Origin of the sequence: Stutzerimonas chloritidismutans (assembly GCF_051486945.1) — a bacterium.
GTDB lineage: Bacteria > Pseudomonadota > Gammaproteobacteria > Pseudomonadales > Pseudomonadaceae > Stutzerimonas > Stutzerimonas chloritidismutans_B.
In genome coordinates, this window is the sequence record NZ_JAHVDX010000002.1 from 1016062 (window position 1) to 1038514 (window position 22453).

At 58.7% G+C, this 22453-nt stretch carries 34 protein-coding genes and 1 pseudogene; 1 reads left to right on the forward strand and 34 read right to left on the reverse strand.

Going from position 1 to position 22453, the window contains the following annotated elements; genetic code table 11:
• Positions 1–6: 6 nt before the first annotated feature.
• The 4 genes from KXR72_RS11840 to KXR72_RS11855 all read right to left on the reverse strand — a co-directional run bounded on the left by KXR72_RS11840 (position 7) and on the right by KXR72_RS11855 (position 3833).
• The gene (locus tag KXR72_RS11840; RefSeq protein WP_437421299.1) at positions 7–936 is read right to left on the reverse strand and encodes an NAD-dependent epimerase/dehydratase family protein; all 930 of its coding nucleotides are present in this window, start codon (positions 934–936) and stop codon (positions 7–9) included.
• Positions 929–1813 (reverse strand): sugar nucleotide-binding protein, encoded by an 885-nt coding sequence (locus tag KXR72_RS11845; RefSeq protein ID WP_437421300.1) that lies wholly within the window; start codon positions 1811–1813, stop codon positions 929–931. Before KXR72_RS11845 ends, KXR72_RS11840 begins: the two co-directional genes overlap by 8 nt.
• A 10-nt stretch (positions 1814–1823) precedes the next feature.
• Positions 1824–2309 (reverse strand): single-stranded DNA-binding protein, encoded by a 486-nt coding sequence (locus tag KXR72_RS11850; RefSeq protein ID WP_243605778.1) that lies wholly within the window; start codon positions 2307–2309, stop codon positions 1824–1826.
• A 156-nt stretch (positions 2310–2465) separates the two neighbouring features.
• Positions 2466–3833: an MFS transporter gene (locus KXR72_RS11855; RefSeq protein ID WP_437421301.1), complete on the reverse strand. Its 1368-nt coding sequence runs from the start codon at positions 3831–3833 to the stop codon at positions 2466–2468.
• Between the two features lie 132 nt (positions 3834–3965).
• Between KXR72_RS11855 and uvrA the strand changes: the two genes are divergently transcribed.
• The gene (uvrA, locus tag KXR72_RS11860; RefSeq protein ID WP_437421302.1) at positions 3966–6803 is read left to right on the forward strand and encodes an excinuclease ABC subunit UvrA; all 2838 of its coding nucleotides are present in this window, start codon (positions 3966–3968) and stop codon (positions 6801–6803) included.
• 55 nt (positions 6804–6858) lie between these two features.
• Here the strand turns inward: uvrA and KXR72_RS11865 are convergent, their stop codons facing one another.
• From KXR72_RS11865 to tuf, 30 genes and pseudogenes are all read right to left on the reverse strand, one after another.
• On the reverse strand, positions 6859–8316 hold the full coding sequence (locus KXR72_RS11865; RefSeq protein ID WP_437421303.1) for a catalase: 1458 nt from the start codon (positions 8314–8316) through the stop codon (positions 6859–6861).
• Between the two features lie 164 nt (positions 8317–8480).
• Positions 8481–8867 carry a 50S ribosomal protein L17 gene (gene rplQ / locus KXR72_RS11870; protein WP_340555115.1) on the reverse strand — a complete coding sequence of 129 codons (387 nt, stop codon included), beginning with the start codon at positions 8865–8867 and terminating at the stop codon, positions 8481–8483.
• Positions 8868–8912: 45 nt separating this feature from the next.
• Positions 8913–9914, reverse strand: coding sequence for a DNA-directed RNA polymerase subunit alpha (locus KXR72_RS11875; protein WP_003289187.1), 1002 nt, complete (start codon positions 9912–9914; stop codon positions 8913–8915).
• A 22-nt stretch (positions 9915–9936) separates the two neighbouring features.
• On the reverse strand, positions 9937–10557 hold the full coding sequence (gene rpsD / locus KXR72_RS11880) for a 30S ribosomal protein S4 (RefSeq protein ID WP_102838124.1): 621 nt from the start codon (positions 10555–10557) through the stop codon (positions 9937–9939).
• Positions 10558–10574: 17 nt separating this feature from the next.
• A complete protein-coding gene (gene rpsK, locus KXR72_RS11885) occupies positions 10575–10964 on the reverse strand; it encodes a 30S ribosomal protein S11 (RefSeq protein ID WP_014854207.1) in 390 nt (129 codons plus the stop codon).
• A gap of 30 nt (positions 10965–10994) precedes the next feature.
• Positions 10995–11351, reverse strand: coding sequence for a 30S ribosomal protein S13 (gene rpsM, locus KXR72_RS11890; protein ID WP_003289190.1), 357 nt, complete (start codon positions 11349–11351; stop codon positions 10995–10997).
• A 131-nt stretch (positions 11352–11482) separates the two neighbouring features.
• Positions 11483–11599 (reverse strand): 50S ribosomal protein L36, encoded by a 117-nt coding sequence (rpmJ, locus tag KXR72_RS11895; RefSeq protein ID WP_037025762.1) that lies wholly within the window; start codon positions 11597–11599, stop codon positions 11483–11485.
• 27 nt (positions 11600–11626) lie between these two features.
• Positions 11627–12955 (reverse strand): preprotein translocase subunit SecY, encoded by a 1329-nt coding sequence (gene secY / locus KXR72_RS11900; protein ID WP_423706859.1) that lies wholly within the window; start codon positions 12953–12955, stop codon positions 11627–11629.
• The gene (gene rplO / locus KXR72_RS11905) at positions 12956–13390 is read right to left on the reverse strand and encodes a 50S ribosomal protein L15 (RefSeq protein WP_019339965.1); all 435 of its coding nucleotides are present in this window, start codon (positions 13388–13390) and stop codon (positions 12956–12958) included.
• Positions 13391–13393: 3 nt separating this feature from the next.
• Positions 13394–13573 (reverse strand): 50S ribosomal protein L30, encoded by a 180-nt coding sequence (rpmD, locus tag KXR72_RS11910; RefSeq protein WP_003281818.1) that lies wholly within the window; start codon positions 13571–13573, stop codon positions 13394–13396.
• A gap of 2 nt (positions 13574–13575) precedes the next feature.
• Complete coding sequence (gene rpsE / locus KXR72_RS11915) at positions 13576–14076, reverse strand: 30S ribosomal protein S5 (protein ID WP_243605769.1); 501 nt, start codon at positions 14074–14076, stop codon at positions 13576–13578.
• Between the two features lie 3 nt (positions 14077–14079).
• Positions 14080–14430 carry a 50S ribosomal protein L18 gene (rplR, locus tag KXR72_RS11920; RefSeq protein WP_019339967.1) on the reverse strand — a complete coding sequence of 117 codons (351 nt, stop codon included), beginning with the start codon at positions 14428–14430 and terminating at the stop codon, positions 14080–14082.
• Between the two features lie 10 nt (positions 14431–14440).
• Complete coding sequence (rplF, locus tag KXR72_RS11925) at positions 14441–14974, reverse strand: 50S ribosomal protein L6 (RefSeq protein ID WP_437421304.1); 534 nt, start codon at positions 14972–14974, stop codon at positions 14441–14443.
• Positions 14975–14986: 12 nt separating this feature from the next.
• Positions 14987–15379: a 30S ribosomal protein S8 gene (gene rpsH, locus KXR72_RS11930; protein WP_003281824.1), complete on the reverse strand. Its 393-nt coding sequence runs from the start codon at positions 15377–15379 to the stop codon at positions 14987–14989.
• 183 nt (positions 15380–15562) lie between these two features.
• Positions 15563–15868 (reverse strand): 30S ribosomal protein S14, encoded by a 306-nt coding sequence (rpsN, locus tag KXR72_RS11935; protein WP_437421305.1) that lies wholly within the window; start codon positions 15866–15868, stop codon positions 15563–15565.
• A gap of 13 nt (positions 15869–15881) precedes the next feature.
• A complete protein-coding gene (gene rplE / locus KXR72_RS11940) occupies positions 15882–16421 on the reverse strand; it encodes a 50S ribosomal protein L5 (RefSeq protein WP_243605766.1) in 540 nt (179 codons plus the stop codon).
• A 19-nt stretch (positions 16422–16440) separates the two neighbouring features.
• The gene (gene rplX / locus KXR72_RS11945) at positions 16441–16755 is read right to left on the reverse strand and encodes a 50S ribosomal protein L24 (protein WP_019339971.1); all 315 of its coding nucleotides are present in this window, start codon (positions 16753–16755) and stop codon (positions 16441–16443) included.
• An 11-nt stretch (positions 16756–16766) separates the two neighbouring features.
• On the reverse strand, positions 16767–17135 hold the full coding sequence (gene rplN / locus KXR72_RS11950; protein ID WP_003289207.1) for a 50S ribosomal protein L14: 369 nt from the start codon (positions 17133–17135) through the stop codon (positions 16767–16769).
• A gap of 23 nt (positions 17136–17158) precedes the next feature.
• Positions 17159–17425, reverse strand: a complete 267-nt coding sequence (rpsQ, locus tag KXR72_RS11955; RefSeq protein ID WP_025240347.1) for a 30S ribosomal protein S17 — start codon at positions 17423–17425, stop codon at positions 17159–17161.
• A 2-nt stretch (positions 17426–17427) separates the two neighbouring features.
• Positions 17428–17619, reverse strand: coding sequence for a 50S ribosomal protein L29 (rpmC, locus tag KXR72_RS11960; protein ID WP_243605764.1), 192 nt, complete (start codon positions 17617–17619; stop codon positions 17428–17430).
• Positions 17619–18032, reverse strand: coding sequence for a 50S ribosomal protein L16 (gene rplP / locus KXR72_RS11965; protein ID WP_003176421.1), 414 nt, complete (start codon positions 18030–18032; stop codon positions 17619–17621). Before rplP ends, rpmC begins: the two co-directional genes overlap by 1 nt.
• 12 nt (positions 18033–18044) lie before the next feature.
• Positions 18045–18731, reverse strand: a complete 687-nt coding sequence (rpsC, locus tag KXR72_RS11970; protein WP_131651934.1) for a 30S ribosomal protein S3 — start codon at positions 18729–18731, stop codon at positions 18045–18047.
• 13 nt (positions 18732–18744) lie between these two features.
• Complete coding sequence (gene rplV / locus KXR72_RS11975; protein ID WP_003103908.1) at positions 18745–19077, reverse strand: 50S ribosomal protein L22; 333 nt, start codon at positions 19075–19077, stop codon at positions 18745–18747.
• A gap of 13 nt (positions 19078–19090) precedes the next feature.
• Positions 19091–19366, reverse strand: a complete 276-nt coding sequence (rpsS, locus tag KXR72_RS11980; protein WP_065983037.1) for a 30S ribosomal protein S19 — start codon at positions 19364–19366, stop codon at positions 19091–19093.
• A gap of 16 nt (positions 19367–19382) precedes the next feature.
• Positions 19383–20204, reverse strand: coding sequence for a 50S ribosomal protein L2 (rplB, locus tag KXR72_RS11985; protein ID WP_437421306.1), 822 nt, complete (start codon positions 20202–20204; stop codon positions 19383–19385).
• A 14-nt stretch (positions 20205–20218) separates the two neighbouring features.
• Entirely contained in the window at positions 20219–20518 is a 300-nt protein-coding gene (gene rplW, locus KXR72_RS11990; RefSeq protein ID WP_437421307.1) for a 50S ribosomal protein L23, read from the reverse strand.
• The gene (rplD, locus tag KXR72_RS11995) at positions 20515–21117 is read right to left on the reverse strand and encodes a 50S ribosomal protein L4 (protein WP_019339977.1); all 603 of its coding nucleotides are present in this window, start codon (positions 21115–21117) and stop codon (positions 20515–20517) included. Before rplD ends, rplW begins: the two co-directional genes overlap by 4 nt.
• Positions 21118–21129: 12 nt before the next feature.
• Positions 21130–21765 (reverse strand): 50S ribosomal protein L3, encoded by a 636-nt coding sequence (gene rplC / locus KXR72_RS12000; RefSeq protein ID WP_437421308.1) that lies wholly within the window; start codon positions 21763–21765, stop codon positions 21130–21132.
• Between the two features lie 80 nt (positions 21766–21845).
• Positions 21846–22157, reverse strand: coding sequence for a 30S ribosomal protein S10 (rpsJ, locus tag KXR72_RS12005; protein WP_003186070.1), 312 nt, complete (start codon positions 22155–22157; stop codon positions 21846–21848).
• Between the two features lie 148 nt (positions 22158–22305).
• Positions 22306–22453 (reverse strand): annotated as a pseudogene (gene tuf, locus KXR72_RS12010) (elongation factor Tu); the annotation flags it as partial.

The following is a 22453-nucleotide window of genomic DNA, read 5'->3' on the forward strand; positions in this document are numbered from 1 at the left end:
GACGAACTAACACGCCAGTAATTGAGCAAGCCCGTCGCGCATCTCGGTCACGGGCTCTGGCAAGCGATAACGCGCCAGCAGCCGAGAATTGTCCGCTCGAGAATGCCTGATATCCCCGCTTCGCGCCGCCTGATAGCTGACCGGAGGCAACCCGCCGATCACCTCGCCAACTGCCGCGAGCAGCTGGTTCAGGCTGGTCGCGCGATTTAGCCCGACATTGACAGCACCGACCTCGACCTTGTCCTGCTCGATCGCCTGCACCAACAGCTCGACCAGATCGCCGACGAAGAGAAAGTCCCGCGTCTGCTCACCGTCACCGAATACCGTGATAGGCAAACCCTTCCGCGCGCGCTCGGTAAAAATGCTGATCACACCAGAGTACGGTGAAGACGGGTCTTGACGAGGCCCGTAGATATTGAAGAAGCGGAACACCGCTGGCTCCAGACCATGCTGGCGACGATAGAAATCAAGGTAGTGCTCACTGGCGAGCTTGTCCGCCGCGTAAGGGGTCAGCGGTGCTTTGGGCGTGTCCTCGTCGATCGCCTTGCCTTCCCCATTGTTGCCATAAATCGCCGCGCTGGAGGCAAACACCACCCGCCGAACGCCGGCATCGCGCATCGCCTCGCAAACGTTCAAGGTGCCGACGAAATTGCCTTGGTGCGTAGCGACAGGATCGTCGACAGACGCCTGCACCGAGGCCACTGCCGCCAGGTGTACCACGGCGCAGCAACCTTGCACTGCGTGACGCACCAGGTGTGCATCGGCCACGTCACCTTCGATGAACTCGACGCACTCGCTTGTCGGCAGATTGCGGCGCTTGCCCATTGAGAGGTTGTCCAGAACACGCACCCGGTAGCCGCGCGCGACCAGGGCATCGACCAGGTTGGAGCCGATGAAGCCAGCGCCACCGGTAACCAGAACGGGTGATCTATCCATGTCGATAATATCGCTCCAGAAGGCCCGGCAGCCCGGCGCGCCAGGCGCGCGGCTTTATGCCGAACGTGTTGAATATCTTCTTGCAGGCGAGCACCCCATGCTGAGGCTCGTCCGCAGCATCGGGACAGTCCGCATGCGCGACGGGGGTCAGGGTTTCCACCGCGAGCCGCCGATGCTGCGCAGCCTCCGCCATCAATGCCTGCCCAACAACCAAGGGTGTCGAGGCCTCATGACCGCCATAGTGGTAGGTGCCCCACAGCGGCGCCTGACAATCAAGCTGTTTGAGGATCGCCAACATGACCCGCGCGGCGTCCTCGACTGGTGTCGGATTGCCTCGCCGGTCGTCGGCCAGGCTCGGCGCCTCGCACGTTTCAAGCCGGTGGAGAAACCGGCCCAACAACCCATCTGCGCTGTCGTCGAGCAGCCAGCCAAAGCGCAACAGCACATGCCGGGGGCACAGCGTCCGTACACTCTGTTCGGTACGCCACAGCGCCTTGCTACGGGCATCCAGGGGAGCCACTTCATCCTTCTCGCTGTAAGCAGTCGTGCGAGCACCGTCGAAGACGCGATAACTGGACGGCTGAACGAGAATGAAATCGTGGTGCTGGCAAAGCTCGGCCAAACGCTCCACGGCACGCTCCTGACGCGCCAGTTGGGCGTCCTCTACGTGGCCGCTCTGGAACCAGTCGAAGTAATAGGCGAGGTTGATGACGACATCCGGTCGGTTGCCGTCGAGCAATTCGGTGAGGCTGGCCGCATCCCAGCCCTGAGACGGAGGACGCGGCGCGAGAAAGCCGATGTCCTCCTCCGCACCCAGGCGGATGAGCGCCTGACCCAGGGCATTGCCGCCGCCCAACAGCATCAGGCGCATTCGCATCGAGAAGACTCTAGAAGGGGATATCGTCGTCGAAGCTGTCGTAGTCCGGTGCCGGCTGCTGCGCCGGCTGAGGCTGCGGACGCGACTGCTGCGGTTGCGCTTCGCGCTGCGGGCGAGGCTGCGACTGACGTGGGGAGTCGTCCGAACTGCCGCCACGGCCGCCGAGTAGTTGCATGGTGCCGCCCATGTCCACGACGACTTCAGTGGTGTAGCGCTTGACGCCGTCCTTTTCCCACTCGCGGGTTTGCAGGCGCCCTTCGATGTAGCACTGCGAGCCCTTGCGCAGGTACTCACCCGCAATCTCGGCAACCTTGCCGAACAGCACAACGCGGTGCCACTCGGTGCGTTCCTGCAGTTGACCGGTCTGTTTGTCTTTCCAGCTGTCGGTGGTGGCCAGCGTGATGTTGGTCACCGCATTGCCATTGGGCATGTAGCGGGTTTCCGGATCGCCGCCGACATTGCCGATCAAGATGACTTTATTCACCCCTCTGGCCATGGGTAACTCCTTTCTGAAACACGAATTTAGGTTGGCTCACTGGAGCGGATCCTGCTGACAGGAAAAGCCAATGACCGCGAATCTTACCCCACCCGCCCGTGGCCGGCCAAGGCGATGCCCTCGCAAGGCATCAAGCGTGACGCCGCTCACGGCCAGTTAGGCGACGAGCCCGTCCAGTGCCGCGCGGTCTAGCAGCTGCATATCGACCTTCAGGTACGCCGCTGCCTCTTCGGTGATGACAAGCGCATCCGAGACACCCTGCACCGCGAGCATCTGCTCGGCCAGGCGGGGGTTATCCACCGCCTGCGCCGAAAGCGGCAGCCGCAGGCCGGTCACGTAGGGCGGCTCGCGCATGCGCCAGGTGACGAGCAGCCAGAGCGCGCAGAGCACTGCGCAACCGCCGAACACCAGCTCCAGGCCGCCTATCTGATACATCCAGCCGCCGAGAATCCCGCCAGCGCCCGCGCCGAGGAACTGACTCGTCGAGTAGACGCCCATTGCGGTGCCTTTCCCGCCCGCTGGCGCCACCTTGCTGATAAGCGAGGGCAGCGATGCTTCGAGCAGGTTGAAGGCAGTGAAAAACAGGATCATCCCTGCCACCAGCGACCATAAGCGATCGCCCAGCGCCAGAAAGAACAGCTCGGTGAGCAACAGCGCCCCTACGGCACCCAGCACGACCCGCCGCATCTGCCGCTTCTTTTCGCCGTAGATGATGAACGGCACCATTCCGAAAAAGCCCGTTACCAGGGCCGACAAGTAGACCCACCAGTGCTCGTCCCGCGGCAAGCCGGCCTCGGTGACCAGCGCCAGAGGAAGCGCGACGAAACTGGCCATCAGGATTGCATGCAAGGCCAGGATGCTGAAATCCAAACGCAGCAGATCGGGATGACGCAGCGTGGGCCAAAGCGCCTGGCCCGCCACCCCCGACTCCCGATGGCGAAGGTGCTGGTGGGCGCGGGGCAAGGTCACGACTACGCCGATGCCGGCTAGCGCCATGATTGCCGTAGCCCAAAAGAGGCCTGACAACCCGAACGCGCGCGTCATTAAAGGCCCGACGACCATCGCTACCGCGAAAGAGACGCCGATGCTCATGCCGATCAACGCCATTGCCTTGGTCCGGTGCTGCTCCCGCGTCAGATCGGACAACAATGCCATCACCGCGGCAGAAATCGCCCCAGCGCCCTGCAGGATGCGCCCAGCGATCACGCCCCAGATCGAATCAGCCGTGGCCGCGAGGGCTGCGCCAGCGGCGAAGATCAGCAGACCAAAGTAGATCACTGGCAGCCGGCCAATTCGATCCGACAAAATTCCGAAGGGAATTTGCAGCACCGCCTGGGTCAAACCATAGGCACCGATCGCGAGACCGATAAGCGCTGGCGTCGCCCCCTGCAATTCCGTGCCATAGGTTGCCAGTACCGGCAAGACCATGAACATGCCGAGCATGCGGAACGCGAAAACCAGGGCCAGACCGGAAGCAGCACGGGTTTCGCTCGCGCTCATGCGCTCGCTGTAGGGATCCTGCATGTGGGGTCTCGCTTGAATGAACCGGCGGCGATTCTAGCAGCCATCCCCTGCTCGGCACAGGCGCACGCTTTTTGCCGCACCGTCGCCCCGGCCGTATAATTTCGGGTTTCCCGCCCGCCACGCGAGGCTGCTTTGGACAAGATTCTGATTCGTGGGGCCCGTACCCACAACCTGAAGAACATCGACCTGACCCTGCCGCGCGACAAGCTGATCGTAATCACTGGCTTGTCAGGCTCCGGCAAGTCTTCGCTAGCCTTCGACACGCTCTACGCCGAGGGCCAGCGCCGTTACGTCGAATCCCTGTCGGCTTACGCCCGGCAATTTTTGTCGATGATGGAAAAGCCGGACGTGGACACCATCGAAGGCTTATCGCCGGCCATTTCGATCGAGCAGAAATCCACATCTCACAATCCACGTTCTACCGTCGGTACCATCACGGAGATCTACGACTACCTGCGCTTGCTCTATGCCCGCGTCGGCACCCCTCGCTGCCCGGACCACGACGCGCCGCTGGAAGCCCAAACGGTCAGCCAGATGGTCGACCAGGTTCTGGCGCTCGAGGAAGGCCGCAAGCTCATGCTACTCGCGCCGGTCATCCGCGAGCGCAAGGGCGAGCATTTGGCGGTCTTCGACGAGCTGCGCGCGCAGGGTTTCGTCCGCGCACGCATCAATGGGCGCCTTCACGAGCTGGACGAGCTCCCCAAACTGGACAAGCAGAAGAAGCACTCCATCGACGTGGTCGTTGACCGCTTTAAGGTACGAGGCGATCTACAGCAGCGTCTCGCGGAGTCCTTCGAAACGGCGCTGAAGCTAGCCGATGGCCTTGCCCTGGTCGCCCCGATGGATGACGACGACGGCCACGACGAGATGGTCTTTTCCGCACGCTTCGCCTGCCCCGTCTGCGGCCATTCGATCAGCGAACTCGAACCCAAGCTGTTTTCGTTCAACAACCCGGCCGGTGCCTGCCCAACCTGTGACGGCCTCGGCGTCAAGCAGTTCTTCGACGCCAAGCGGCTGGTCAACGGCGAGCTGACGCTGGCCGAAGGCGCCATCCGCGGTTGGGACAGGCGCAACGTCTACTACTTCCAGATGCTTGGCTCGCTGGCGTCTCACTACCGCTTCAGCCTCGACGTGCCGTTCGATTCGCTGACTGCCGATCAGCAGAAAGTCATCCTGCGCGGTAGCGGTAGGGAAAACGTCGAGTTCCGCTACCTTAACGACCGCGGCGACATCGTGAAACGCTCGCATCCGTTCGAGGGTATCGTTCCGAATCTCGAGCGACGCTACCGCGAAACCGAGTCGAACACCGTGCGCGAGGAGCTTGCCAAATACCTCAGCACACAACCTTGCCCGGAGTGCCGCGGCACGCGGCTGCGTCGCGAAGCGCGACATGTATGGGTGGGCGACAAGACCCTGCCTGCCGTAACCGCGCTGCCTATAGGCGATGCGACGGATTACTTCGCGGACCTGACGCTAACGGGCCGCCGAGGCGAAATCGCCGACAAGATCCTCAAGGAGATTCGCGAACGCCTGCAATTCTTGGTGAACGTCGGGCTCGATTACCTCACCCTTGATCGCAGCGCGGATACGCTCTCCGGCGGAGAGGCACAGCGCATCCGCCTCGCTAGCCAGATCGGTGCAGGGTTGGTGGGCGTAATGTATATCCTCGACGAACCCTCGATCGGCCTGCATCAGCGCGACAACGAACGCCTGCTCGGCACCCTCAGGCACCTGCGCGACATCGGCAATACCGTGATCGTGGTCGAGCATGACGAAGACGCAATCCGCCTGGCCGACTATGTCGTCGATATCGGCCCTGGTGCGGGTGTGCACGGCGGGCAAATCGTTGCCGAGGGCACGCCCGATGAAGTTATGAACGACCCGGCCTCGCTCACCGGAGGCTATCTGTCCGGACGGATCAGGATCAACTACCCCGCGCAGCGAACGCCCCGCGACCCTGCCCGCCTGCTAAAGCTCAAGGGGGCTAGGGGCAACAACCTGCGCAACGTCGATCTCGAGATTCCGGTCGGTCTATTGACCTGCATTACCGGCGTGTCCGGTTCGGGCAAGTCCACCGTGATCAACAATACGCTGTTCCCCATCACCGCGACCGCGCTCAACGGCGCGACCACGCTGGAAGTCGCCGCTCACGACAGCTTCGATGGGCTACAGCACCTGGACAAGGTTGTCGACATCGACCAAAGCCCCATCGGCCGCACCCCGCGCTCGAACCCCGCGACCTATACCGGTCTGTTTACGCCAATCCGCGAGCTATTCGCCGGCGTGCCTGAAGCCCGATCTCGCGGCTACGGCCCAGGCCGCTTCTCGTTCAACGTCAAGGGTGGACGCTGCGAGGCCTGCCAGGGCGACGGGGTGATCAAAGTAGAAATGCATTTCCTGCCGGACATCTACGTGCCGTGCGACGTATGCAAAGGCAAGCGCTACAACCGTGAAACGTTGGAAGTGAAGTACAAGGGCAAAAGCATCACCGAAGTGCTCGACATGACCATCGAGGAGGCGCGCGAATTCTTCGACCCAGTCCCTGCCGTCGCCCGCAAACTTCAGACGCTCATGGATGTGGGCCTCTCTTACATCAAACTAGGGCAGAGTGCGACCACGCTGTCTGGCGGCGAGGCACAGCGGGTCAAGCTGTCCCGGGAACTGTCCAAGCGTGATACTGGCAAGACGCTCTACATCCTCGACGAGCCGACGACAGGTCTACACTTCGCGGACATCCAACAGCTGCTCGACGTGTTACATCGATTGCGCGACCACGGCAACACAGTGGTAGTGATCGAACATAACCTGGATGTGATCAAGACGGCGGACTGGCTCGTCGATCTAGGTCCAGAGGGCGGATCGAAAGGCGGCCAGATTATCGCCACAGGCACACCCGAAGAAGTCGCGGCAGCGCCTCAGTCACACACCGGGCACTTCCTCAAACCGCTACTTGAAAGGGATCGAGGCTGAACAACACGCCGATGCCCCAAGCCGAGCACGTTGCGCGCCCGGCTTGGGGACCGCGTCAGGCGATTTCGCTGACGTCAATGTCCAACCCTTTTGCAATGCCCGCTCCGTAAGTTGGATCGGCCTTGAAAAAGTGGCCCAACTGTCGCAGCTGTACCGGGCGTGTCACCGACCGCATTGCACCGACGATATTGCTGACCAGCAAGGCCTGTTGGTCGGCATTCATCAAGCGGAACAGTGCGCCGGCATGGCTGTAATAGTCCTCATCGACGCGGTGATCGTAGCGGCCTGCCGCGCCGCTCAGCGTCAAGCCTGGCTCGGCATAGCGCGGCGCTTGTTTCGGCGCGCCCGCATAGCTGTTCGGCTCGTAGTTCGGCGCAGACCCACCATTGCCGTCGAACCGCATGGCTCCGTCACGCTGGTAGTTCTGATAAGGACAACGCGGTGCGTTGACGGGCAACTGCTGATGGTTCGTACCGACACGGTAGCGATGCGCGTCAGCGTACGCAAAGACGCGCCCCTGGAGCATCCGGTCCGGCGACAACCCGATGCCGGGCACGACATTGCTTGGTGCGAATGCCGCCTGTTCGACTTCAGCAAAGTAGTTGCTGGGATTACGGTTCAGCTCGAGGATGCCCACCTCGATTAACGGGAACTCTGTCTGTGACCAAGTCTTGGTTACGTCGAACGGGTTCTCCGCACGATCCGCAGCCTGTTCCTCGCTCATGACTTGGATACACATCCGCCAGCGCGGGTACTCGGCACGCTCGATCGCATCGAACAGGTCACGTTGTGCGTAGTCCGGATCCGTACCAGCCAGCCGCGCAGCCTCGTCCGGCGCGAGATTCTTGATGCCCTGCATGCTCTTGAAGTGAAACTTCACCCAGGCGCGCTCGCCCTCGGCATTGATCATGCTGAACGTATGGCTACCAAAGCCATGCATGAACCGATAGCCATCTGGAATGCCACGATCGGAAAAAAGGATGGTGATCTGATGCAACGCTTCGGGAGATAAGGACCAGAAGTCCCACATCATCTGAGGGCTCTTGAGATTGCTCCAGGGGTCCCGCTTCTGCGTATGGATGAAATCGGGAAACTTCAGCGGATCGCGAATAAAGAAAACCGGCGTGTTGTTCCCAACGATGTCCCAGTTGCCTTCCTCGGTGTAAAACTTCACTGCGAAACCGCGCGGGTCCCGCTCCGTATCGGCTGAACCGCGCTCACCGCCAACCGTCGAAAACCGCAAGAACAACGGGGTCTTCTTGCCGACGGTATCGAACAGCTTGGCGCTGGTGTAGCGAGTGATATCCGACGTTACTGTCAGGGTGCCGTACGCGCCTGAACCCTTTGCGTGAACTCGACGCTCCGGAATGACTTCCCGGTTGAAGTGCGCAAGCTTTTCGACGAGATGAAAGTCATCCAATAACAGCGGGCCGCGGGCGCCAGCGGATCGAGAGTTTTGGTTATCAGCAACCGGGGCGCCGGAAGCAGTGGTGAGGATCTTGGTCTCGCTCATGTTGTATCTCCTGAAAACCGTTCAATGGGCTTGAGGAAAACATTAAGCGAGACGGTGAATAAGCTCTAATTTATTGGCCTGACAACATCGATAGTCTGTGACTAATGAACCAGGCATAAAAAAACCGAACCCAAGGGTCCGGCTTTTCTATACAAGCGAGAGGCTTATTCAGCAGCCTCTATCTCGCCGGTAACTGGGCGATCGACCAGCTCGACATAGGCCATAGGTGCGTTATCACCAGCACGGAAACCGCACTTGAGAATACGCAGATACCCACCCTGACGGGTCGCGTAACGCGGGCCAAGATCGTTGAACAGCTTACCGACGATGGCCTTCGAACGAGTACGGTCGAAAGCGAGGCGACGGTTAGCGACGCTGTCTTCCTTAGCCAAAGTGATCAGCGGCTCGGCAACGCGACGCAGCTCTTTGGCCTTGGGCAGGGTAGTCTTGATCAGTTCGTGCTCGAACAGCGACACCGCCATGTTCTGGAACATAGCCTTGCGGTGTGCGCTAGTGCGGCTGAGGTGACGGCCACTTTTACGATGACGCATGATTGAAATTCCTTACCAAACGATATGTTCGGTGACTAGGGGCGATCAGGCCGTAGCCTTATCGTCCTTCTTGAGACTTGCCGGCGGCCAGTTATCGAGGCGCATACCGAGGGACAGACCGCGGGAAGCCAAAACGTCTTTGATCTCAGTCAGAGACTTCTTGCCCAGGTTCGGCGTCTTCAACAACTCTACTTCGGTGCGCTGAATCAGATCACCGATGTAATAGATGTTTTCTGCTTTCAGGCAGTTGGCCGAACGAACAGTCAATTCCAAGTCATCAACCGGACGCAACAGGATCGGATCGATCTCGTCTTCTTGCTCGACGACGACCGGCTCGCTGTCACCCTTGAGGTCGACGAACGCGGCCAGCTGCTGCTGCAGTATGGTCGCGGCACGACGGATCGCTTCTTCAGGATCCAAGGTTCCGTTGGTTTCCAGGTCGATGACCAGCTTGTCCAGGTTGGTACGCTGCTCGACACGAGCATTCTCAACCACATAAGCCACGCGACGAACCGGGCTGAAGGTGGCGTCGAGCTGAAGACGGCCAATGCTACGGCTCTCATCTTCATCGCTCTGACGCGCATCAGCAGGCTCGTAACCACGGCCGCGAGCGACCTTGAGCTTCATGTTGATCGAGCCATTAGCCGCCAGGTTAGCGATCAGGTGATCGCCATTGACGATTTCGACATCGTGATCCAGCTGGATATCGGCAGCGGTAACAGCGCCCGCGCCCTTCTTCACCAGGCTCAAGGTTACTTCATCACGGCCATGCAGCTTGATGGCGATACCTTTGAGGTTGAGCAGGATTTCGATTACATCCTCCTGCACGCCCTCGATTGCGCTGTACTCGTGGAGCACACCGTCGATCTCAGCCTCGACCACAGCGCAGCCAGGCATGGAGGACAACAGAATGCGACGCAGCGCGTTGCCCAGGGTGTGGCCAAAACCACGCTCGAGAGGCTCGAGTGTGATCTTGGCACGGGTCGGACTGACCACCTGCACATCGATATGGCGGGGGGTCAGGAACTCATTTACCGAACTCTGCATGGATACACCTATTTTCTAGCCCTTACTTGGAGTAGAGCTCGACAATCAGGTTTTCGTTGATGTCGGCGGACAGATCACTGCGAGCCGGAACATTCTTGAAAACACCAGATTTCTTGTCGGCATCTACTTCGACCCATTCAACGCGACCGCGCTGTACGCACAGTTCGAGGGCTTGAGCAATACGCAGCTGGTTGCGGCACTTCTCGCGAACAGCCACCACGTCACCGGCTTTAACCTGGTAGGACGGGACGTTCACAGTCTGACCATTAACGCTGATCGACTTGTGCGATACCAGCTGACGCGACTCGGCACGAGTGGAGCCGAAGCCCATGCGATACACGACGTTGTCCAGACGGCACTCGAGCAGCTGCAGCAGGTTCTCGCCGGTAGCACCCTTACGGCTGGCTGCTTCTTTGTAGTAACCACTGAACTGGCGCTCAAGAACGCCGTAGATACGACGGACTTTTTGCTTTTCACGCAGCTGAGTACCGTAGTCGGACAAACGACCACGACGCTGACCGTGAACACCCGGTGGGGTTTCGATGTTGCACTTGGATTCGAGCGCGCGCGCACCACTCTTCAAGAAGAGATCGGTGCCTTCACGGCGAGACAGTTTGCACTTGGGACCAATATAACGAGCCATTTCTCACTGTCTCCTGATTACACGCGACGCTTCTTCGGCGGACGGCACCCGTTGTGCGGGATAGGCGTCACGTCGGTGATGCTGGCGATTTTATAACCACAGCCATTCAAAGCACGAACGGCAGATTCACGACCCGGACCCGGACCCTTGACGTTGACGTCGAGGTTCTTGAGGCCATATTCCAGTGCCGCTTGACCGGCGCGTTCGGCAGCCACCTGGGCAGCGAACGGGGTGCTCTTACGCGAGCCACGGAAACCAGAACCACCGGAAGTTGCCCAGGACAACGCGTTGCCTTGACGGTCGGTGATGGTAATGATGGTGTTGTTGAAAGACGCGTGGATATGGGCGATGCCATCAACCACCGTCTTTTTGACTTTTTTACGAGGACGAGCAGCAGGTTTAGCCATGATTAGATTCCTGTCGATGCGCTAATGCGATTACTTGCGGATCGGCTTACGCGGACCCTTACGGGTGCGAGCGTTGGTCTTGGTACGCTGGCCGCGAACCGGCAGACCACGACGATGACGCAGGCCGCGGTAGCAACCCAGGTCCATCAAGCGCTTGATCTTCATGTTGACTTCACGGCGCAGGTCACCCTCAACGATGAACTTGCCTACTTCGCCACGCAGCAGCTCTACCTGCTCGTCTGAGAGATCCTTGATTTTAGCCGCCGGGTTCACGCCGGTAGCCGCGCAGATTTCCTGCGCACGAGTGCGACCAACACCATAGATGTAGGTCAGCGAGATAACAGTATGCTTGTTATCTGGAATGTTTACGCCTGCAATACGGGCCATTCAGTGAAACTCCAATTGACAGCTACCCAACGCCCCGGAAGCCAAGAAAAGGGCGCGAGATACTAACGCTGTAATAACAAATAATCAACCCGACAGCGCACTAGCTGCCGGGCTCGAGCCTTAGCTCACACTCAGCCTTGGCGCTGCTTGTGACGCGGTTCTGCACTGCAAATAACCCGAACGACGCCATCGCGACGCACGATTTTGCAGTTACGGCACAGCTTCTTAACCGATGCACGAACTTTCATGACAACTCCTGGAACCTTACGGGCTAGTTAGCGGAGCATGCCGCTGCCATAACCCTTCAGGTTGGCTTTTTTCATCAGGGAATCGTACTGGTGAGACATGAGGTGCGATTGGACCTGAGACATAAAGTCCATGACAACCACAACCACAATCAACAGCGATGTCCCGCCAAGGTAGAACGGCACGTTTGCAGCCACCACCAGAAACTGCGGCAGGAGGCAAACAGCCGTCATATACAGAGCTCCGAACATGGTCAGACGAGTCAACACGCCATCGATGTAACGCGCGGACTGCTCACCAGGACGAATACCCGGAATAAAGGCACCGGATTTTTTGAGGTTCTCCGCGACGTCTTTCGGGTTGAACATCAACGCCGTATAGAAGAAGCAGAAGAATATGATCCCGGCACTGAACAGCAAAATATTCAAGGGCTGCCCGGGGGCAATTGCCTGAGAAATATCCGCCAGCCAGCCCATACTCTCGGACTGGCCAAACCACTGCCCCAGCGAAGCCGGGAACAGCAGGATGCTACTGGCGAAGATTGCTGGAATCACGCCTGCCATGTTGACTTTAAGCGGCAGGTGGCTAGTCTGCGCCGCGAAGACCTTACGGCCCTGTTGACGCTTGGCGTAGTGCACCGCGATACGGCGCTGGCCGCGCTCGATGAACACGACGAAACCAATGATGGCGACCGCCAACAGACCAACCGCAAGCAGAGCAATGATATTGATATCACCCTGACGAGCCGATTCGAAGGATTGCCCAAGCGCCCCCGGCAGACCAGCGACGATACCAGCGAAGATCAGCATGGATATACCATTGCCAACGCCCCGCTCGGTAATCTGCTCACCTAGCCACATCATGAACATCGCACCCGCTACGAAGGTAGTGATCGCGACGAAATGAAAGCCGAAGTCGTTGCTGAACGCGACGCCTTGCCCGGCAAGGCCGACAGACATGCCAATCGCCTGCACGATCGCCAACACCAGCGCACCGTAGCGCGTGTACTGACTAATCTTGCGACGGCCAGCCTCGCCTTCCTTCTTCAACTGCTCCAGCTGTGGGCTAACAGCGGTCATGAGCTGCATGATGATCGACGCCGAAATATACGGCATGATCCCCAAAGCAAAGATGCTCATACGCTCCAACGCACCACCGGAGAACATATTGAACAGGCTAAGGATGGTCCCTTCGTTCTGACGGAACAGCTCGGCCAACCTGTCGGGATTGATACCCGGCACCGGGATATGCGCCCCTATCCGATAGACGATGATCGCCATCAGCAAGAAACGCAGACGAGCCCAGAGTTCAGAAAGCCCGCCATTACTCAGCGCGGAGAGAGCACCTTGCTTAGCCATTTATTCCTCGAACTTGCCGCCAGCTGCTTCGATAGCCGCACGCGCACCTTTGGTGGCTGCGATACCCTTGAGGGTGACCGCCCGACCAACCTCGCCCGACAACATGACTTTCACACGCTGTACGTTCTGGTTGATGATGTTGGCGTCTTTGAGGCTCTGCACAGAAACGACATCGCCTTCAACCTTGGCCAACTCGGACGTGCGCACTTCAGCGCGATCCATAGCCTTCAGCGATACGAAGCCGAACTTTGGCAGGCGACGGTGCAATGGCTGCTGACCACCCTCGAAACCAGGGGCAATCTTGCCACCGGAGCGCGAAGTCTGGCCTTTGTGGCCACGGCCACCAGTCTTGCCCAGACCGCTACCGATACCACGGCCCGGGCGCAGCTTTTCGCGACGAGCGCCCGGCGCGGAACGCAGATCGTTCAGTTGCATGGCTTAGCCCTCCACACGGAGCATGTAGTAAGCCTTGTTGATCATGCCGCGATTTTCAGGCGTATCCTGAACTTCTACGGTGTGACCGATACGACGCAGGCCGAGGCCCTTGACGCAAAGCTTGTGATTGGGGATACGACCGCTGACACTCTTGATCAGCGTGACCTTGACGGTGTTAGCCATGATCAGGAAATCTCCTCGACGCTCTTGCCACGCTTAGCAGCGATCGACTCAGGCGACTGCATGGCCTTCAGACCCTTGAAAGTGGCATGAACCACGTTCACCGGGTTGGTAGAGCCATAGCACTTAGCCAGAACGTTCTGAACACCGGCCACCTCAAGGATGGCGCGCATTGCACCACCGGCGATGACACCGGTACCTTCGGATGCCGGCTGCATATAAACCTTCGAAGCGCCATGAGCCGCTTTCGTCGCGTACTGCAGAGTGCTGCCGTTCAGGTCGACCTGGATCATGTTGCGGCGCGCCGCCTCCATGGCCTTCTGAATCGCCGCTGGCACTTCACGGGACTTGCCGCGACCGAAACCAACACGACCCTTTCCATCACCCACCACGGTAAGCGCGGTGAAAGTGAAGATACGACCACCTTTTACTGTCTTGGCGACGCGGTTAACTTGAACCAGCTTCTCAATGTAGCCTTCGTCGCGCTTTTGCTCGTTATATGCCATAACTTAGAACTCCAGCCCGCCTTCACGAGCAGCATCAGCCAGTGCCTTCACACGACCGTGGTACTTGAAGCCAGAACGGTCGAACGCCACCTGGGTGACACCTGCGGCTTTAGCCCGCTCAGCGACCAGCTGACCAACCTTCTTGGCAGCGTCGACGTTGCCAGTGGCACCGCCGCGCAGTTCTTTGTCGAGCGTCGAGGCGCTGGCCAGAACCTTGCCGCCATCGGCGGAGAGGACCTGGGCGTAGATGTGCTGGGAAGAGCGGTACACACAAAGGCGTACCGTTTCCAGCTCGCGCATCTTCAGGCGTGCCTTGCGAGCGCGACGCAGACGAGTAACTTTCTTTACGCTCATTTGCTATGCCCTACTTCTTCTTAGCTTCTTTACGACGAACCACTTCGTCCGAGTACCGAACACCCTTGCCCTTGTAAGGCTCTGGGCGACGGAAATCACGGATTTCAGCGGCCACCTGACCAACCAGCTGCTTGTCCACACCCTTGATCAGGATGTCGGTCTGACTGGGAGTTTCAGCGGTAACGCCTTGCGGCAGCTCATACTCGATCGGATGCGAGAAGCCGAGAGCCAGGGACAGCACTTGACCTTTGGCTTGCGCCTTATAACCAACGCCAACAAGCTGGAGCTTGCGCTCGAAGCCTTGGCTGACGCCGATCACCATGTTATTGACCAGCGCACGGGTAGTGCCGGCCATCGCACGATTCTGCTGATCGCCATTACGAGCAGCGAAACGCAACTCACCCGCTTCGTGAATCACTTCAACGGAAGAATGAACGTTCAGTTCGAGAGCGCCCTTGGCACCCTTTACCGAAAGCCGCTGGCCGGACAGATTGAATTCAACACCGGCAGGCAGCTTGACGGGGTTCTTAGCAACGCGAGACATGCTTATCCCCCCTTAGAACACAGTGCAGAGCACTTCGCCGCCAACGCCGGCAGCACGAGCAGCACGATCAGTCATCACACCTTTATTGGTGGACACGATCGAGACACCCAGTCCGCCACGAACTTTCGGCAACTGATCAACGGATTTGTACTGGCGAAGGCCAGGACGGCTTACACGCTTGAGCTCCTCGATGACCGGACGGCCTTCGAAGTACTTCAGCTCGATAGACAGCTGCGGCTTGGCGTCGCTGCTGACGTTGTATCCTGCGATATAGCCTTCACCTTGAAGAACGTTGGCTACAGCCACCTTCAGCGTGGAAGACGGCATGCTTACGACGGACTTTTCGGCCATCTGGGCATTACGGATACGAGTTAGCATGTCCGCTAACGGGTCCTGCATACTCATGGGCTCTTGGCTCCTAATACAAAAAAATAAGCCCGTTTGGGCTCGTGTCGCCTACAGAACGAGCTAACGCACACAGGCGTGACTCTGGCGAGCCGGACATTCTAGAGACACCCTAGAAACGAATCAAGCCCCATGAGGGGCTTGATTCGAACAACACCGAGCCGGCGGCAAGCCGGCTCAGCTTTACCAGCTGGCCTTGACCAGACCGGGAACGTCGCCCCGCATCGCCGCTTGACGCAGCATGTTACGCGCAAGACCAAACTTGCGATAAACACCGTGCGGACGACCGGTCAGACGGCAGCGGTTGCGCAGACGCGAAGCGCTGGCGTCACGCGGCTGCTTCTGCAGCGCAACCTGAGCCTCCCAACGCGCTTCCGGAGATGATTCCGGGCTTGCGATGATTGCTTTGAGCGCGGCACGCTTCTGAGCGTACTTGGCAACCGTTTGCTGACGCTTCAGCTCGCGGTTCTTCATGCTTTGCTTAGCCATGCACCTACTCCAATCAGTTACGGAACGGGAAGTTGAAGGCACGCAGCAGCGCGCGACCTTCTTCATCCGTCCGAGCAGTAGTGGTCAGAGTGATATCCAGACCACGCAGGGCATCGATCTTGTCGTAATCGATTTCCGGGAAGATGATCTGCTCCTTCACGCCCATGCTGTAGTTGCCACGGCCGTCGAACGACTTGGCATTCAGGCCGCGGAAGTCGCGGACCCGAGGCAGGGAGATGGATAGCAGACGATCCAGGAATTCGTACATACGATCGCTGCGGAGGGTCACCTTGACGCCGATCGGCCATCCCTCGCGGACCTTGAAGCCAGCGATGGATTTACGAGCGTGAGTCACGACGACCTTCTGGCCGGTGATCTTTTCCAGATCAGCGACGGCGTTATCGATGATCTTCTTGTCACCGATCGCCTCGCCGAGACCCATGTTCAGGGTGATCTTGGTGATGCGCGGAACTTCCATCACGTTGCCAAGCTGGAGCTCTTCCTTCAGCTTGGGAGCGATTTGCTTCCGATAAACTTCTTTTAGTCGTGCCATGGTTATCTACCTAGCAGTCTCAAGCTTCAACCGGCTTTTGGGTCGACTTGAAGACACGAATTTTCTTACCGTCTTCAACCTTGAACCCAACGCGGTCAGCCTTGTTGGTTTCACCGTTGAAGATAGCAACGTTAGAGGCGTGCAATGGCGCCTCCTTCTCGACGATACCGCCCTGAACGCCCGACATCGGGTTCGGCTTGGTATGACGCTTGACCAGGTTGATCCCACCGACGACCAGACGGTCATCAGCGAGAACCCGAAGCACCTTACCGCGCTTGCCCTTGTCTTTGCCGGCGATGACGATGATCTCGTCGTTGCGACGAATCTTTTGCATGCGGCTTCTCCTTACAGCACTTCAGGCGCGAGCGAGACGATCTTCATGAACTTCTCGGAACGAAGCTCACGCGTCACTGGCCCGAAAATACGGGTGCCAATAGGCTCCTGCTTGTTGTTCAACAGAACAGCAGCGTTGCCATCGAAGCGGATGATAGAGCCGTCCGGACGACGAACACCGTGGCGGGTACGGACTACAACAGCAGTCATTACCTGGCCTTTCTTGACCTTGCCACGCGGAATCGCTTCCTTGACGGTAACCTTGATGATGTCGCCGATGCCGGCGTAACGGCGGTGCGAACCACCCAGGACCTTGATACACATGACGCGACGCGCGCCACTGTTGTCCGCCACATCGAGCATGGATTGAGTCTGAATCATATAATTTCTCCGACCCCTAACCCTTAGACTTCGACGGCACGTTCGACGACATCAACCAGCATCCAGCACTTGGTCTTCGCCATCGGGCGAGTCTCACGAATGGTGACTTTGTCACCAATGCGGCACTGGTTGGTTTCGTCGTGCGCGTGCAGTTTGGTCGAACGCTTCACGTATTTACCGTAGATCGGGTGCTTCACGCGACGCTCGATCAGTACGGTGATGCTTTTGTCCATCTTGTCGCTGACGACACGGCCAGTCAGCGTGCGGACAGTCTTTTCAACTTCAGCCATGATCACTTACCTGCCTGCTGGTTGAGCACAGTCTTGACACGAGCAATGTCGCGCTTGACTTGCGAGAGCAGGTGAGACTGCCCCAACTGGCCCGTTGCCTTCTGCATGCGCAGATTGAACTGGTCGCGCAGCAGCTCGAGCAGTTGCTCGTTCAGCTGCTGAGCGGATTTTTCACGAAGCTCGCTCGCTTTCATCACATCACCGTCCGCTTAACAAAGGAGGTGGCGAGTGGCAGCTTTGCAGCAGCCAGGGCGAATGCTTCACGCGCCAGCTCTTCGGAAACACCCTCGATCTCATAGAGCACCTTGCCCGGTTGAATCTGGGCTACCCAGTACTCGACGTTACCCTTACCTTTACCCATCCGCACTTCAAGAGGCTTCTTGGAGATAGGCTTGTCGGGGAATACGCGGATCCAGATTTTGCCGCCACGCTTTACGTGACGGGTCAACGCACGACGTGCGGACTCGATCTGGCGCGCGGTGAGACGACCGCGAGCGACAGACTTCAGAGCGAATTCGCCGAAGCTGACTTTGCTACCGCGCTGAGCCAAGCCACGGTTGTGGCCCGTCATCTGCTTGCGGAATTTTGTACGCTTGGGTTGTAACATTTGGCGTACTCCTTACTTGGCAGCTTTTTTACGAGGCGCAGGCGCTTGCGGCTTGAGCTCTTCATGGCGACCACCAATAACTTCGCCTTTGAAGATCCAGACCTTGACGCCGATCACACCGTAGGTGGTGTGCGCTTCGTAGGTGTTGTAGTCGATATCGGCACGCAGGGTGTGCAGCGGCACACGACCTTCCCGATACCATTCCGTACGGGCGATTTCAGCCCCACCCAGACGACCGCTCACCTGGATCTTGATGCCCTTGGCACCAATGCGGATCGCGTTCTGTACGGCGCGCTTCATGGCGCGACGGAACATCACACGACGCTCCAGCTGCTGAGCGACGTTCTGTGCTACCAACATTGCATCGAGTTCCGGCTTGCGGATTTCTTCGATGTTGATGTGCACAGGCACACCCATTTGCTTGGTCAGGTCCTGACGCAGCTTCTCGACATCCTCGCCCTTTTTCCCGATGACGATGCCGGGACGAGCGGTGTGGATGGTGATGCGTGCTGTCTGAGCCGGGCGATGAATATCGATACGGCTTACGGACGCGCTTTTTAGTTTGTCTTGGAGGTACTCACGCACGTTCAGATCTGCAAGCAGATAATCGGCGTACGTGCGACCGTCTGCGTACCAGACGGAAGTGTGCTCCTTGACGATTCCCAGGCGAATGCCAGTGGGATGTACTTTCTGACCCATCTGATCGACTCCGTTACTTGTCCGCAACCTTGACAGTGATATGGCAAGACCGCTTGACGATGCGATCAGCGCGGCCTTTGGCTCGCGGCATGATGCGCTTAAGCGAACGCCCTTCGTTGACGAAGACCGTGGATACCTTCAGGTCGTCCACGTCAGCGCCCTCGTTGTGCTCGGCGTTGGCAACGGCCGACTCCAGCACTTTCTTCATGATCTCGGCGGCTTTCTTACTGCTGAAAGCCAGCAGGTTGAGCGCTTCGCCCACCTTCTTCCCGCGGATCTGGTCGGCGACCAGGCGGGCTTTCTGGGCGGAGATGCGAGCGCCCGACAACTTAGCGGCTACTTCCATCTTTCCTTACCCCTTAGCGCTTGCCTTTCTTGTCCGCTACGTGCCCGCGATAGGTGCGGGTACCAGCGAACTCGCCGAGTTTGTGACCGACCATGTCTTCGCTCACCAGAACGGGGACATGTTGACGGCCGTTATGCACAGCGATGGTCAGACCGACCATTTGCGGCAGAATCATCGAACGACGCGACCAGGTTTTCACCGGCTTGCGATCGTTCTTTTCAGCCGCCACTTCGACCTTCTTCAGTAGGTGAAGATCGATAAAAGGACCTTTTTTCAGAGAACGCGGCACTGTCGTATCCCTCTAGTTACTTGCGACGACGGACGATCATGTTATCGGTGCGCTTGTTAGAGCGAGTCTTCGCGCCCTTAGTGGGGAAGCCCCACGGCGACACCGGATGACGACCACCGGAGGTACGACCCTCACCACCACCGTGGGGGTGATCGACCGGGTTCATTGCCACGCCACGGACGGTCGGGCGAACGCCACGCCAGCGCTTGGCGCCAGCCTTACCCAGCGAACGCAGGCTATGCTCGGAGTTCGAGACTTCGCCCAGGGTCGCACGGCACTCAGCCAGCACTTTGCGCATCTCGCCAGAGCGAAGACGCAGCGTTACATAGGCACCTTCACGCGCAACCAGCTGAGCCGAAGCACCAGCGGAGCGAGCGATCTGAGCCCCCTTGCCCGGCTTGAGCTCGACACCGTGAACGGTTGAACCCAGCGGAATGTTACGAAGCGGCAAGCTGTTGCCAGCCTTGATCGGTGCATTGACACCAGAGAGCAGCTGATCGCCAGCAGTCACGCCCTTCGGAGCAATAATGTAACGACGCTCGCCATCGGCGTACTTCAGCAACGCGATGTGCGCAGTACGGTTCGGATCGTATTCGACGCGCTCGACGACGGCAGGAATGCCATCCTTGTTGCGGCGAAAATCGACCAGACGGTAATGCTGCTTGTGACCACCACCAACGTGACGAGTGGTAATGCGACCGTTGTTGTTACGACCACCGGATTTCGACTTCTTCTCGAGCAGCGGAGCATAAGGAGCGCCTTTATGCAGCTCCTGATTGACCACCTTGACCACGAAACGGCGGCCCGCGGAAGTCGGTTTGCATTTAACGATTGCCATGATGCACCCCTTCCTTACTCAGCATTGCCGGAGAAATCGAGATCCTGGCCCGGCTGAAGCGCGATGTACGCTTTCTTCCAGTCATTGCGCTTGCCCAGACCGCGAGCGGTGCGCTTGGTCTTGCCCTGAACGTTCAGGGTGCTGACCTTGGCCACTTTCACGTTGAACAGGCTTTCGACGGCCTTCTTGATTTCCAGCTTGGTCGCGTCGGTCGCAACCTTGAAAACGAACTGGCTCTTGGTATCAGCCAGCATGGTTGCCTTCTCGGAGACGTGCGGACCAAGCAGGACTTTGAATACGCGTTCCTGGTTCATCCCAGCAGCTCCTCGAATTTCTTCACAGCCGACACGGTGATCAACACCTTGTCATAGGCGATCAGGCTGACAGGATCCGAACCCTGCACATCGCGCACATCGACGTGCGGCAGGTTGCGAGCTGCCAGATACAGGTTCTGGTCGACGGCATCGGAAACGATCAGTACGTCGTTCAGGCCCATGCCGGTCAGCTTGTTGGCCAGCAGTTTGGTCTTCGGGCTGTCGACAGCGAAGTCTTCAACCACGACCAGACGCTCGGAGCGAACCAGCTCGGAGAGGATGGAGCGCAGGGCTGCGCGGTACATCTTCTTGTTGAGCTTCTGCTCGTGATTCTGCGGACGAGCCGCGAAGGTCACGCCACCGCCACGCCAGATCGGGCCACGCGAAGTACCAGCACGTGCACGGCCTGTGCCCTTCTGACGCCAGGGGCGCTTACCGCCACCGGACACATCGGAGCGAGTCTTCTGCTGCTTGCTACCCTGACGCCCGCCAGCCATGTAGGCGACGACTGCCTGGTGCACCAGCGTCTCGTTGAACTCACCACCAAAGGTTTGCTCGGAGACTTCGATGGCTTGCGCGCCATTAACATTCAATTGCATGTGAACTCCCCCTTACCCGCGAGCCTTGGCAGCCGGACGCACGACAACGTCACCGCCAGTGGCCCCGGGCACTGCGCCCTTGACTAGCAGGAGATTACGCTCGGCATCGACACGCACGATTTCCAGGGACTGCACGGTTACGCGCTCGGCGCCCATGTGCCCGGACATCTTCTTGCCCTTGAAAACACGACCCGGAGTCTGGCACTGGCCAATGGAACCCGGGACGCGGTGGGATACGGAGTTACCGTGGGTATTGTCCTGACCACGGAAGTTCCAGCGCTTGATGGTACCAGCGAAGCCTTTACCCTTGGACTGCCCGGTGACATCCACCATCTGCCCAGCCTGGAAAATCTCAGCACTAATCTGATCACCGACCTGGAACTCCTCGCCATCGAGGCGAAACTCCCAAACGCTGCGACCAGCAGCCACATTCGCCTTGGCGAAATGACCAGCCTGTGCCTTGGTAACACGAGAGGCACGACGCTCGCCCACAGTAACCTGCACGGCGCGATAGCCATCGCTCTCTTCATTCTTGAACTGAGTGACGCGATTCGGCTCGATCTCGATGACCGTAACCGGAACAGAGACACCTTCCTCGGTGAAAATGCGGGTCATGCCGCACTTACGACCGACTACACCAATAGTCATGTTGTAACCTCTTGAGTGTACGGGGCTTTCACCCGCTATGGCCGCCCATTTCAGAGCGTTACACGACCAAAGCTAGAGCTTTAGCCGAGGCTGATCTGCACTTCCACGCCGGCCGCAAGATCAAGCTTCATAAGCGCATCGACGGTTTTGTCGGTGGGCTGAACGATGTCCAGCACTCGCTTATGAGTACGGATCTCGTACTGGTCGCGCGCGTCCTTATTGACGTGCGGGGAAACCAGAACAGTGAACCGCTCCTTGCGGGTCGGCAGTGGAATCGGACCACGCACCTGAGCACCAGTACGTTTCGCGGTTTCCACGATTTCCTGGGTTGATTGATCGATCAGGCGATGGTCAAAAGCCTTCAACCGAATACGGATTTGTTGGTTTTGCATTTTGACCTCAGACTCCAATTAGCCATCCCTACCAAACGCATACGCCTGGTAAAAGGAGGCGCAATTGTACGGATGCGCCCTAGGGGTGTCAATAAATGAGCAACAATAGAAAAAGGGCCCCGAGGGGCCCTTTTCGAGACCGATCGAATTATTCGACGATCTTGGCGACCACACCAGCACCAACGGTACGACCGCCTTCGCGGATAGCGAAGCGCAGGCCGTCTTCCATAGCGATCGGCTTGATCAGGGTAACGACCATCTTGATGTTGTCACCCGGCATAACCATCTCGACGCCT